We start from the raw sequence: 12,873 nt of genomic DNA, 5'->3' as shown, positions 1-12,873 counted from the left end.
TCAGCTACTTCGCCGCCGGAACAACCATGCCGACACGCCCAGCATCACCATCGGCGGCAGTGCATAGGCGATGCGGTAATCGAGCTTGAGCGCGCCTGCCATGCGGCCGAAGAACAGCTGCAGCAGCCAGAAGCCGAGCGCGAACAGGATGCCCAGGAACAGCCGCTTGCCCAGGCCGCCGCTACGCAGCGAACCGAACGAGAACGGAATCGCCGCCATGCACAGCGCCAACACGTTGAGCGGGTAGAACCAGCGGCTCCAGTACTGATCCTCGTAATCGCGCGCATCCAGGCCGTTACGGCGGCGGTACTCGATGCTCTGCTCCAGCTCGTGCGCGGAGAGGTTGCGCGGCTTGGCCAGGCCGGCCGCCAGCGCCGCCGGGCTCAGCTGCGATTGCCATGGCAGCTCGGGGAAGGTTTGGCGCTGCACCGAGCGTTCCTGGAAGGTATCGCGACGCACCTGGCGCAAGGTCCAGCGGCCGTCGCGATGCTCGGCCACGGATGCGTAGGTCAGCTGCTGCAGCCTGCCGTTGGCGTCCAGGTGATACAGCCGCACATCGTGCAGGTCGAGCGCGGTGCCGCCGCCGTCGAGCAGCTTTTCTTCGCCGCTGAGCGCATTGAGGAAGGTGTCGCCTTCGCGTGCCCACAGGCCCGAATAGCGCGAGGACGCCATACTGTTGTTGTAGCGGGCGCTGGCCTTGAGCGTATCGGCCTGGTTCTGCGCCCAGGGGCCCACGGTCTCGCCGCTGATCACCATAGAGGCGGTCAGCAAGGCCATCGCTGCGACCACCGAGGCCGACATGCGCTTGCGCGAGACGCCCAGCGCCCGTAAGGCGGTCAGCTCGGATGTGGCCGCCAGTTGGCCCAGGCCCATCAACGCGCCGATTACTGCGGCGGTCGGAAACAGGGTATAGGCGCGACGTGGCACGGTGTAGGCCACAAAGGCCACCGCGTGCCCGAAGCTGTAGCTACCCTGGCCGATGTTCTTGGCCTCGCTGGCGAAGGCGTTGACCAGGTCTAGCCCTAGCAGCACCGCCCAGGTCAGCAGCACGGTGAACAACACCGCGCGACCGACGTACCAATCATGGACCCGCGGGGTCAGCCTCATGCGCCCGCCCTCGGCCGACGCACGCGGCCATCGCGCGCATACGCCCAGACCGCCACTGCCAGCAGCGGCAGCGTCAGCCACCACAAGCCCAGCGCAGCCGGGGTCTTGCCATTGGCGATCCACTGGGTGCCGACGATCATCAGGTTGGTGCCCACCATGTAGGCCAGGAAGGCCAGCATGATCCGGCCGTAACGCTGCTGCCGCGGCGCGCTGCGCGACAGCGGCAGGGTCAGCAGGGCGAACGCCAGCGCCAACAGCGGCGGCGCCAGGCGCTCATGCAGCTGCGCGCGCGCCGCCGGACGCTCATCGGACAGCAGCTGGGTGGTCCACATCACTTCCGGGTCGTTGGCGTCGTGGGTGCGGGTGCGGTCGGGCAAGGCCACGTCGTTGCTGGCGAACTTCATCAAACGGTAGTCCAGGGTGTCGCCGGCGGCCGGGCCTTCGATGCGGTAGCCGTCCTCCAGGCGCAGGTAACGGTCGGTCTTGCCTTCGAAGAACATCGCGCCACGTTCGGCAGTGACCACGTCCAGGCGGTCGTCCTTCTGCCGTTGCATGAAGACCTTGCCCAGGTTCTTGCCGTCGGCCGAGATGGTGGTCAGGTACACCACCCCGCCACCGGACAGCGGGGTGAACTTGCCCGACTCCAGACCGGCCATCAGCACGCTGCGGTTGGCGTCTTCCAGCATGGTTTCGGCGGTGCGGCTGGCCCACGGACCCAACCACAGCGAGCACAGCCCGATGATCACCACTACCGGCACCACCAGCATCAGCATCGGCCGCAACATGCGCCTGGGGCCTACGCCAATGGCGGTGATGACGGCCATTTCTGAATCGCGGTACAGCCTTGCCAGGGCCAATAACAGGCCCAGCATCAGCGCCAGCGGCAGGATGATCGGCAGGTAGGCCACGAACTGCAGGCCCACCTGGGACAGCAGCAAGCGAGCGGGGATGCGGCCATCGGCGATATTGCCGAGGATATCCACCAGCACGCCGCCGACGCTGACGACCAGCAGCACGATCAAGGTGGCCAGGAAGCTCTGGGTGAAATCGCTAAGCAGATATCGATCGAGCTTCGGCATAGGGTGGGCTTGTTTTAAACTCTCGGATTCGTTCGCGGCGTCGCCAGCCTAGTCAGGTTGGCGTAAACAGCCCGCGATTGTACGGATTTGCCTACGGAATCTGATCAATGGCCCTGCAATTCACCCTGAACCAAGACGCGCCGGCAAGCGCCGCCGTCGACTGCATCGTGGTTGGCGTGTTCGCCGACAAGACCCTGTCGCCCGCTGCGCAGGCGCTGGACAGCGCCAGCCAGGGCCGTTTGACGGCGCTGGTGGCACGTGGCGATGTGGCTGCCAAGACCGGCAGCACCACCCTGGTCCACGACCTGCCCGGCGTGACCGCTCCCCGTGTGCTGGTGGTGGGGCTGGGCGAGGCCGGCAAGTTCGGCGTGGCGCCCTACCTCAAGGCGATCGGCGATGCGACCCGCGCGCTCAAGACCGGCGCGGTCGGCACCGCCCTGCTCACCTTGACCGAATTGCCGGTCAAGGCGCGCGACAGCGCATGGAACATCCGCCAGGCGATCATCGTCAGCGACCATGCCGCCTACCGCTACACCGCCACGCTGGGCAAGAAGAAGGTCGACGAGAGCGGCCTGACCACGCTGGCGATCGCCGGCGACGACGCCCGCGCGCTGGCCGTGGGCGTGGCCACCGCCGAGGGCGTGGAGTTCGCCCGCGAGCTGGGCAACCTGCCGCCGAACTACTGCACCCCGGCCTACCTGGCCGACACCGCGGCCGCATTCGCCGGCAAGTACGCCGGTGCCGAAGCCGAGATCCTGGACGAGACCCAGATGGAGTCGCTGGGCATGGGCTCGCTGCTGTCGGTGGCGCGCGGCTCGGCCAACCGCCCGCGGCTGATCGTGCTGAAGTGGAACGGCGGCGGCGACGCGCGTCCCTATGTGCTGGTTGGCAAGGGCATCACCTTCGACACCGGCGGCGTCAACCTCAAGACGCAGGGCGGCATCGAGGAAATGAAATACGACATGTGCGGCGGCGCCAACGTCATCGGCACCTTCGTCGCCACGGTCAAGGCCGAGCTGCCGATCAATCTGGTGGTGGTGGTGCCGGCGGTCGAGAACGCCATCGACGGCAACGCCTATCGCCCCTCCGACGTGATCACCAGCATGTCCGGCAAGACCATCGAGGTCGGCAATACCGACGCCGAAGGCCGCCTGATCCTGTGCGATGCGCTGACCTACGCCGAGCGCTTCAACCCCGAAGCACTGGTGGACGTGGCCACGCTGACCGGCGCCTGCATGGTGGCGCTGGGTCACCAGACCGCCGGCCTGATGAGCAAGCACGACGACCTGGCCAACGAACTGCTGGCCGCCGGCGAGCACGTGTTCGACCGCGCCTGGCGCCTGCCGCTGTGGGACGAGTACCAGGGCCTGCTGGATTCCACCTTCGCCGACGTCTACAACATCGGCGGCCGCTGGGGCGGCGCGATCACCGCCGGCTGCTTCCTGTCGCGCTTCACCGAGAACCAGCGCTGGGCGCACCTGGACATCGCCGGCGTCGCCAGCGACGAAGGCAAGCGCGGCATGGCCACCGGTCGCCCGGTGGGGCTGTTGACGCAGTGGTTGCTCGACCGCGCCGCAGGTGGGAATTGAGAATCGGGAATAGGGAATCGTGAAATCCTTCTCCTCTCAGTCATCGCCGCGACCTTCGAGGTCGCGGCGATGCCGTGACCATTCCCGATTCCCCTCTCCCGATTCCCTGCCCTGATGCCCCGTGCCGACTTCTACCTGATCGCCAAACCGCGCTTCCTCGACGAACCGCTGCGGCTGGTCTGCGAGCTGGCGCGCAAGGCCAACGACGCCAACCTGTCCACCCTGATCCTGGCGCGCGACGCCGCGCAGGCCGAGGCGCTGGATGACCTGTTGTGGGCATTCGACGACGAAGCCTACGTACCGCACCAGATCGCCGGCACCGACGAGGAAGACGAACTGGCGCCGGTGCTGATCGCCGCGCCCGAGTTCGCCGCACCCTCGCGCCCGCTGGTGATCAACCTGCGCGATGACCCGTACCTGGGCGCCTGCGACCGCGTGCTGGAAGTGGTGCCTGCCGACCCTGCCGCCCGCGAACCGCTGCGCGAACGTTGGAAGCAGTACAAGGCCCTGGGCCTGGAACTGACCAAGTACGACATGTGAATCGGGAATGGGGAATAGGGAATCGAAACCCGGCTCTCTCCCATTGGACCATCACCGAGCAGTACACCCCGCTTTACCCATTCCCTATTCCCGACTCCCCATTCCCTTCCTTATGACCACCCTCGCCTCCAGCTACGAACCCTCTTCCTTCGAATCGCGCCTGTACGCGCAGTGGGAGGCGGCCGGTTACTTCGTACCGTCCGGCAAGGGCGAGCCCTACACCGTGCTGCTGCCACCCCCCAATGTCACCGGGACGCTGCATATGGGCCATGCGTTCCAGCAGACGCTGATGGATGCGCTGGTGCGCTACCACCGCATGCGCGGCTTCGACACGCTGTGGCAGGTGGGCACCGACCACGCCGGCATCGCCACCGAAATGGTGGTGTCGCGCAATCTGACGCTGGAAGGCAAGGGCGAAACGCGCGACTCGCTGGGGCGCGAGGGCTTCATCGCCAAGGTGTGGGAATGGAAGGCCGAATCCGGTGACACCATCGAGCGCCAGATGCGCCGCCTGGGCACCTCCAGCGACTGGTCGCGCAGTACCTTCACCATGGACCCGCAGCCGTCGGCCGCGGTCAACCAAGCGTTCGTGCGCTGGTACGAGCAGGGCCTGATCTATCGCGGCCAGCGGCTGGTCAACTGGGACCCGGTGCTGAAGACCGCGATCTCCGATCTGGAAGTGGAAAACGTCGAAGAAGACGGCTTTTTGTGGTCGATCCGCTATCCGCTGGCCGATGGCGTGACCTACGAGCACGTCGAGCACGATGCCGACGGCGTCGAGACCCTGCGCGAAACCCGCGATTACCTGGTGGTCGCCACCACTCGCCCGGAAACCATGCTGGGCGATACCGCAGTGATGGTGCATCCGGAAGACCCCCGCTACACCACGCTGCACAGCGCCCGCATCGTGCTGCCGCTGACCGGCCGGCAGGTGCCAGTGATCACCGACGATTATGTCGACCGCGCCTTCGGCACCGGCGTGGTCAAGGTCACGCCTGCGCATGATTTCAACGATTACCAGGTGGGCGTGCGACATGACCTGCCGCTGATCAATCTGTTCACCGTCACCGCCACCATCAACGAGAATGCGCCGGAGCGTTATCGCGGCCTGGATCGTTATGACGCCCGCAAGCTGGTGCTGTCGGAACTGGAAGACCTGGGCGTATTGGTCGAAACCAAGCCGCACAAGCTGCAGGTGCCGCGCGGCGACCGCACTGGCCAGGTGATCGAGCCGTATCTCACCGACCAGTGGTTCGTCAAAATGGACGCGCTGGCCAGGCGCGGCCTGGAGCTGGTCGAAAGCGGCCAGGTCAAATTCGTGCCGCCGAACTGGATCAACACCTATCGCCACTGGATGGAGAACATCCAGGACTGGTGCATCAGCCGTCAGCTGTGGTGGGGGCATCGCATTCCGGCGTGGTTCGACGAGGCAGGCAAGTGCTATGTCGGCCATGACGAGGCCGAGGTGCGCGCCACACACGGCCTGGGTGCCGACGTCGCGTTGCACCAGGACAGCGACGTGCTGGAAACCTGGTTCTCCTCGCAGCTGTGGCCGTTCTCCACCCTGGGCTGGCCGGATGCGAACGCGATGGCCGAGCGCGGCTTCGAGCGCTACCTGCCGTCGTCGGTGCTGGTCACCGGCTTCGACATCATCTTCTTCTGGGTGGCGCGCATGATCATGGCCACCGACAGCTTCACTGGCCAGGTGCCGTTCCGCGATGTCTACATCACCGGCCTGATCCGCGATGCGCAGGGCCAGAAGATGTCAAAGTCCAAGGGCAACGTGCTCGACCCGCTGGACATCATCGACGGCATCAGCATCGAAGACCTGGTGGCCAAGCGCACCAACGGGCTGATGCAACCGCGCATGGCCGAGAAGATCGAAAAAGCCACCCGCCGCGAATTCCCGGACGGCATCATCGCCCACGGTGCCGACGCGCTGCGCTTCACCATCGCCGCGCTCGCCACGCACGGCCGCGACATCAAGTTCGATCTTGGCCGTGCCGAAGGCTACAAGAACTTCTGCAACAAGCTGTGGAACGCCACGCGCTTTGTGCTGATGAACACCGAGGGCGCGCGCTTTGCCGGCGTGCCGCAACCGCGTACCGAAGCGGAGAAGTGGATTCTGGCGCGGCTGGACAAGGTCACCGCGGAAACGCATGCGCATTACGCAAACTACCGCTTCGACCTGCTGACGCAGTCGTTGTACGAATTTGCCTGGAACGCGTTCTGCGATTGGTTCGTGGAGCTGGCAAAGCCGGCGCTCAACGGTGCCGTGCAGGACAACGACGCCGCGGCCAGCACGCGTCACACCCTGCTGTACGTGCTCGAATCGCTGCTGCGCCTGCTGCACCCGCTCACCCCGTTCGTCACCGAAGAGCTGTGGCAACAGGTCGCGCCGCGCCTGGGCATCACTGCCGCAACGATCTCCCTGCAGACATTCCCGCAGGTCGGCGATGTGGACACCGGCAGCTACGCCAGCGCAGAGGCCGATGTCGAATGGTTGAAGTCGATGGTGTCGGCATTGCGCCGCGTGCGCAGCGAGTTGAACGTGCCGCCGTCCAAGCAGGTGCAGCTGCTGCTGCAGGCCGGCACCGCCGACGACCGCACGCGCGTGGCGCGCTTCGCATCGCAGCTGGCGTTCCTGCTCAAGCTCGAATCCATCGACTGGCTGGACGCCGGCCAGGACACTCCGCCTGCGGCTACCGCCATCGTGGGCGAACTCACGTTGCTGGTGCCGCTGGCAGGCCTGGTCGACATGGAGGCCGAGCGCACCCGCCTGGACAAGGAGATCAAGCGGGTGGAAAGCGAAATCGGCAAGTGCAACGGCAAACTCGGCAATGCCACCTTCGTGCAGAACGCACCGGCGGCGGTCGTCGAACAGGAGCGCGCGCGCTTGAACGACTGGACCGTGCAATTGACCGGCCTGCGGGAACAACGCGCCAAGATCTGACGCAGCGGATCGTCTCGGTGCGCCGCAACTGCACGGTCACGCATCCGTGCAAGCGGCCACCGATGCGACAGCAACACTGGGCCGGGCAATGGGCGGATCGCTCAGAGCGATGAAGGCATTCACTGCTTGGTGATGCACCGACCATCGTGACCGGCCCTTGGCCGCCCACCGTCGCGGGACCTTCTGCGGCATGGATGCCGCAGAAGAGCCTCCATGGACGGATTCACGGCGTGTCCCGCGATGGTGGGCGGCCAAGGGCCCTGCAGCCAAGTCGCAGACCAGACGCCTGCCGCATCATCCATCCGCAGCAATCGCTTGCAGACACCGATATCTACGCGATGCCCCCCGCCGGGCACCACACCCAAGCAAAACCCGACAGCGCTGGCCGCGCGTTGTTTCGACGCAAGCACCGCATCGGGCATCATGGAGCGATGAAGATCTATCTCGTTGGCGGCGCAGTCCGCGATGCCCTGCTTGGCCAGCCGGCCGGCGACCGCGACTGGGTGGTGGTGGGCGCCGATCAGGCGCAGATGCAGGCGCAGGGTTTCAAGGCGGTGGGCAAGGACTTCCCGGTCTTTCTGCATCCGCGCAGCGGCGAGGAGTACGCGTTGGCCCGCACCGAGCGCAAGTCAGGGCGCGGCTACCGCGGCTTCGTGGTGGATGCCGATCCGTCGGTGACGCTGGAAGAAGACCTGCTGCGCCGCGACTTCACCATCAACGCCATGGCGCGCGACGAAGACAGCGGCACCCTGGTGGACCCGTACGGCGGCGCCCGCGATCTGCAGGCGCGCGTGCTGCGGCATGTGGGCCCGGCCTTTGTCGAAGACCCCGTACGCGTCCTGCGTGCGGCGCGCTTCATGGCGCGGCTGGCACCGCTGGGTTTCAGCATCGCACCGGACACGGCCGCACTGATGCGCGAGATGGCGGCCAGCGGCGAACTGGACAGCCTGGTGCCCGAACGCGTGTGGCAGGAACTGCGCCGCGCGCTGACCTGCGCACAGCCGGCCGCGTTCTTGCGCACCTTGCACGACACCGGTGCGCTGCGCGTCATCCTGCCCGAGCTCGATGCGCTATATGGCGTTCCCCAGCGCGCCGAGTTCCATCCGGAAGTGGATACCGGCCTCCATCAGGAGATGGTCAGCGACATGGCCGCGCGGCTGGCACCGGGCGATGCGCTGATCGGCTTTGCCGCGTTGACCCACGACCTGGGCAAGGCGCTGACTCCGCCGGACGAATGGCCGCGCCACCTGATGCACGAACAGCGCGGCGTTGCCCCGCTGCAGGCGCTGTGCGAACGGCTCAAGGTGCCGCAGGACTATCGCCAGCTCGCAGTCACCGCCTGTCGCGAGCACCTCAACATCCACCGTCTGGCGGAACTGCGCAACCGCACGGTGCACGAACTGCTGGTGCGCTGCGATGCATTCCGTCGACCGGAACGCATCGCGCAACTGGCACTGGTCTGCGAAGCCGACAAGCGCGGCAGGTTGGGCAGCGAAGAGGCCGTCTATCCACAAGGCGAAGAACTGAAGCGCCTCCATGCCGCCGCCCTGGCGATCAACGCGCGCGACCTGGCAGCCGAAGGTCTGCAAGGCCCGCAAATCGGCGAGGCATTGACCAAGGCGCGCATCGCGGCGATTGCCGACGCACGTAACCGCAACAAGCACAACGATGGCAGCAGCAACGAAGATGCTTCTGCACTTTCCTGATCGGCATCTTTAGCGCGCAACGCGCTATCGATGCGCCTCAGGGACACCTGTGCGCAGCTGGTGTGTAGCCGTGCGGCATTGCGGTTACACACCTGCCAGGCCGCCATCTCGATCAAGCGAGCGCCCACGCGCTGTGGTGCCGCGCTGCCAGGCTCGGACGACCCTGTCTTGATGGACACCCGAAGCTGCCGACTCCACGCGTTCTCGCCCGCCACTCACTGCTTAGCGACGAGCGGCTGCATCGCGCAGCCGCTCGGCATCCCTCACATCTTGAAATTCAGGCTCAGCATGAAGGAGCGGCCGTTCTTGTAGATGTAGTACGGCTGGTTCTTGTTGCCGATGTAGCTGAAGTAGGTCTCGTCCAGCAGGTTGGTGGCTTCCAGCGCCACGCGTAGCCGCTCGGTGGCCTGATAGCCGAACGAGGCATCGACCTGGGTGAAGGCATCGGTCATCTGCTGGCCGTTGAGCCGACCGATCTGGGTGAAGTACTCCGAGCGCCAGCCCAGATTGACGCGCGCGCTCCACTTGCCCTGCTCGTAGTACGGACTGATGTTGTAGGCGTTGCGCGAGTTGTACGGCAGGCTGTAGTCGCCGTCGGTGTTGGAATCGGAATACGTGTAGTTGGCGACCACACCGAAGCCGTTGCCGAAGTTGTGCTGCAGATTGAGCGCCACGCCCTGCACCTTGGCGTCGCCGGCATTGGTCGGCACCGAGGTTTGGTAGGTGCTCGACCCACCGGTGGCGTTGTTGAAGAACACCCGGTCCTGCACCGTGGTCAGGATGTAGTTGGAAATATCGCGCGAGAAGAACTCGCCGCTGAGCAGGCTGCTGTCGGAGAAGTACCACTCCACCGACGCACCGAGGTTGGTCGACTCGTAGGGACTCAAACCGGGGTTGCCGGTGGACGCGGTCAACGTGGTGTCATCGGTGGCCACGTACGGCGTCATGTTGGTGTAACGCGGTCGCGCGATGACCTTGGAGGCGGCAAAGCGCAGCATCAGATCGTCGCGCAGGTCGTAGGCGATATTGAAGGCCGGCAACCACTTGCCGTAGCTGCTGAGAAAATTCACCGGCGTGTAGCTGCCGCCTGGTGCATAACTGAAGCCATCGGTGGAGTCGCGCGTGTGCACGTAGCGCACGCCGATATTGCCGCGATAGCGCTCGCCGGAAAAGTTGCCCTGCAGGAACCATGCACGGTTCTGCTCTTGGATGCTGTAGTTGCCGGCGTAGCTGATCGGCAGGCCGTCATCGCCTTCCAGCCCGCCGATGTAGCGGCTGATGGCACTGCGATTGATGGTGGACCAACGTTGCATGTCGGCGCTGGTGGACAGGCCATCCAGGTAGCCGGACGGCGTGGTGCCCGGCGAAAAATCCGCCAGCGTGCTGCCATCGTTCGGCGCCCAGGTGCGGCTATAGGATGACTGCCCGGTGGCGTGGTTGGTGAGCTTGATGCCGGTGAGGATCTGCGTGAACGGCCCCCATTCCACCGCATGGTCGAAATCCAGCTGCAGATAACGCTCCTTGTCGTACTGCGGGCTATGGCTGGCCGAGGCATTGTTGAGTTGCATCGCCGCCGCATTGGTGGGGTCGGTGCTGTAGTCCATCGCGGTGCGACGCCCGTCGATGTTGTAGCTGTACCCGGCAAGATTGCGGAACTGGATGCCGTAGATGCGCTCGGCACCGCCTTGCGAGCTGGTGTAGCCCACCTGGCTCGAGGCATTCCAGCCATCGCCATGCCAGTCGGCACGCAAATGGATGCTGCCGGTGGTGACATCGCTGTTGCGCAGGTAGCCGTCCAGATAGGTGTTGGACTGGTCGCCGAAGGTGCCCGAAGTGGCCACGCCGTTTTCGAAGCCCAATGCCTGCGCGTCGCCTGGATTGGAGCCCCAATAACCGTAACGGCTCTGGTTGTAGTTGTCGAAGTTCTCGGTGACGTACAGACCGGTCAGGTTGAGCTCGAAGTCGGCATCGGGCTTCCACTGCAGCGCAGCGCTGATGCCATCGCGTTTACGCGTCTGCTGGAACAACGCGGTGTTGATCGAGGTGGGAAACACACCGGTGTTGTTGCCGACCACCGCAGGCGGAAACGCGGCGCCAGCGACATCGTCGTAACCGAAGATCTCCACGCCCTCGCGGCGCAGCACGCGCTGGGAATGCATCACCGAGGTCAGTACGCCGAAGGTTTCGTCCTGGTTCTTCCAGCTGTAGAGCGCGGAGGCATTCGGCTTGCCCTCGTCGGAACGATCGTTGTACCCGTAGCTCACTGTCCCGGTGAGCGTATTGCGATCGAGCTCCAGCGGCTTGCGCGTGTGCACGATCACGGTGCCGCCGATGGAGCCTTCGTCGATCCGCGCCTCGGGGGTCTTGTAGACCTCCATCAGGCCCACCACTTCCGGTGCCAGCGTGCTGTAGTTGAACGAACGGCTGTCCGGATCGTTGGGGTCGCCACCCCAACTGGTAGAGGCGATGGTCTGGCCGTTGAGCAGGACGCGATTGAGCGCCGGATCGGTACCGAGGATGCTGACTTTTTCGCCTTCGCCGAACTGGCGATCCACGGTGATGCCGGACAGGCGCGACAACGATTCGGCCACGTTGGTATCGGGGAACTTGCCGATATCCTCGGCGCTGATCGCATCCACGATCGCGTCGGCATTGCGCTTGACGTTGAGCGCCTTGCCCAGGCTGGCCTGGTAACCCACCACCTTGACTTCGTCCAGCGTGGAGACCGAAGGATTGGCTGGTGCCTGTTGCTGCGATGGCGCGGCGACGGGCTGTTGCTGTGCGGGTGCAGAGTCGGGCTGTTGCTGCGCAGAAGCGGGAAGTGCCAGTACGCCGCTCATTGCGGTGCCACCGATCAGCAGGCCGCGCACGGCCGCACCCAATCGCGCGCGTTGCGGCCAATGCCTTGATGCAGCCTTGCTCGAGCAAGCACTGTGCGCATGTGCTGGATTGGCTTGGAGAGCCTTCGTCAAGCGCAATTTGAAGGGGGCCTGCGGCGCTGCGCAGAGACGATGGCGCATGTCGATTGACTGTGCAGTGGGCAGGCGTGGTGCGGTAATAGACAACGAAAACAGACGGGGAAACAGCATTACGTTGACCTCGTGGCTGATGCGTCAGGTCGCAACCGTTGGGTTGCACTAAAGCGCGCCATGCGCGCCGTGCCGCGATCCGTCCCCTGTGCCGGACCGCAAGCAGTGATCCGCGCGGCTCTACAACGCGTGCGGATGGAGGCACCAACCCAAGCGTGGCTGGCGCAGTGATGTGTTCGACTGGAACAGGCTCCTGTTCGCTGACAACGTTATCAGCGAAGGTGCCTTCCGATAGTGGCACTGTCAACCAGCGGTCAGAAATGCCTGGATTTATGCGAGATACGCCGTGGTCACCGTCGATTATGGAATAGCGGTGTGACCCGCATCGCAATCATGACGGCGGCACATGCAGACCATTGCGCCAGTCAGCTTGACGTGGGAGGGCTGCGCAGCGAAATGTTGCGATGCAAAGTGCGGCCTTGACGACTCATCAAACCCGCGTCATCCATGCCACGAGCTTTTCTGCGCACGCACTTTCATCAAAAGGCACCGTCACAGCTCCGCGCGCCGCATTCGAATACAGCGGGCTGGCGCGATACATGCAAGTGCGTTGCAGGCCTCGTTGCGTCAGGGTGCGAGGCAGCGGTAAGACGTCGCCGTACCAACGTGACAGGCGGATGCACGCGGCGTGACTTGTTCCGGGCATCAGCTCTCACATAGCTGTCGTGCGGATTGCACAGTCCCCAGACGAAGACCGACCGACACAGACAGGCCATGCACAGACTGCCTTGACGGGCTGCTGTAACCGCCATCGGCAGGATGTTCGCCAATTCCTTACACCTGCTGCGCCCATCCGACCGTGAGCGCAGC

Annotated in this window: 7 protein-coding genes; 4 read left to right on the top strand and 3 right to left on the bottom strand. The window is 64.9% G+C overall.

All coding sequences use genetic code 11. The features are described from left to right. Both lptG and lptF read right to left on the bottom strand, forming a co-directional pair. Entirely contained in the window at window positions 1–1,107 is a 1,107-nt protein-coding gene (gene lptG / locus VZ068_RS04275) for an LPS export ABC transporter permease LptG (protein WP_349657009.1), read from the bottom strand. Then, the gene (gene lptF, locus VZ068_RS04270; RefSeq protein WP_259167654.1) at window positions 1,104–2,186 is read right to left on the bottom strand and encodes an LPS export ABC transporter permease LptF; all 1,083 of its coding nucleotides are present in this window, start codon (window positions 2,184–2,186) and stop codon (window positions 1,104–1,106) included. The genes lptG and lptF overlap by 4 nt, the downstream gene beginning before the upstream one ends. Window positions 2,187–2,293: 107 nt before the next feature. On the opposite strand from lptF, the gene VZ068_RS04265 reads away from it, so the two are divergent. The 4 genes from VZ068_RS04265 to VZ068_RS04250 all read left to right on the top strand — a co-directional run bounded on the left by VZ068_RS04265 (window position 2,294) and on the right by VZ068_RS04250 (window position 8,974). Further along, window positions 2,294–3,775 (top strand): leucyl aminopeptidase, encoded by a 1,482-nt coding sequence (locus VZ068_RS04265; protein ID WP_349657008.1) that lies wholly within the window; start codon window positions 2,294–2,296, stop codon window positions 3,773–3,775. 114 nt (window positions 3,776–3,889) lie between these two features. Then, the gene (locus tag VZ068_RS04260; RefSeq protein ID WP_057673282.1) at window positions 3,890–4,315 is read left to right on the top strand and encodes a DNA polymerase III subunit chi; all 426 of its coding nucleotides are present in this window, start codon (window positions 3,890–3,892) and stop codon (window positions 4,313–4,315) included. Window positions 4,316–4,427: 112 nt separating this feature from the next. Further along, on the top strand, window positions 4,428–7,268 hold the full coding sequence (locus VZ068_RS04255) for a valine--tRNA ligase (RefSeq protein ID WP_349657007.1): 2,841 nt from the start codon (window positions 4,428–4,430) through the stop codon (window positions 7,266–7,268). Window positions 7,269–7,699: 431 nt separating this feature from the next. Then, window positions 7,700–8,974, top strand: coding sequence for a multifunctional CCA addition/repair protein (locus tag VZ068_RS04250; RefSeq protein ID WP_349657006.1), 1,275 nt, complete (start codon window positions 7,700–7,702; stop codon window positions 8,972–8,974). A gap of 263 nt (window positions 8,975–9,237) precedes the next feature. Here VZ068_RS04250 and VZ068_RS04245 read toward each other — a convergent pair whose 3' ends face one another. Next, the gene (locus tag VZ068_RS04245) at window positions 9,238–11,814 is read right to left on the bottom strand and encodes a TonB-dependent receptor (protein ID WP_349657647.1); all 2,577 of its coding nucleotides are present in this window, start codon (window positions 11,812–11,814) and stop codon (window positions 9,238–9,240) included. Window positions 11,815–12,873 lie beyond the last annotated feature (1,059 nt).

This window comes from Xanthomonas sp. 10-10 (assembly GCF_040182365.1).
Taxonomy (GTDB): Bacteria; Pseudomonadota; Gammaproteobacteria; order Xanthomonadales; family Xanthomonadaceae; genus Xanthomonas; species Xanthomonas arboricola_F.
Note: the sequence above shows the minus strand (reverse complement) of the source record. Positions and strands in the feature narration are given on the sequence as shown.

Bases quoted from the DNA above. Each gene is read 5' to 3' on its own strand.
- lptG (WP_349657009.1), bottom strand. From the start codon at position 1,107: ATGAGGCTGACCCCGCGGGTCCATGATTGGTACGTCGGTCGCGCGGTG.
- lptF (WP_259167654.1), bottom strand. From the start codon at position 2,186: ATGCCGAAGCTCGATCGATATCTGCTTAGCGATTTCACCCAGAGCTTC.
- VZ068_RS04265 (WP_349657008.1), top strand. From the start codon at position 2,294: ATGGCCCTGCAATTCACCCTGAACCAAGACGCGCCGGCAAGCGCCGCC.
- VZ068_RS04260 (WP_057673282.1), top strand. From the start codon at position 3,890: ATGCCCCGTGCCGACTTCTACCTGATCGCCAAACCGCGCTTCCTCGAC.
- VZ068_RS04255 (WP_349657007.1), top strand. From the start codon at position 4,428: ATGACCACCCTCGCCTCCAGCTACGAACCCTCTTCCTTCGAATCGCGC.
- VZ068_RS04250 (WP_349657006.1), top strand. From the start codon at position 7,700: ATGAAGATCTATCTCGTTGGCGGCGCAGTCCGCGATGCCCTGCTTGGC.
- VZ068_RS04245 (WP_349657647.1), bottom strand. From the start codon at position 11,814: ATGAGCGGCGTACTGGCACTTCCCGCTTCTGCGCAGCAACAGCCCGAC.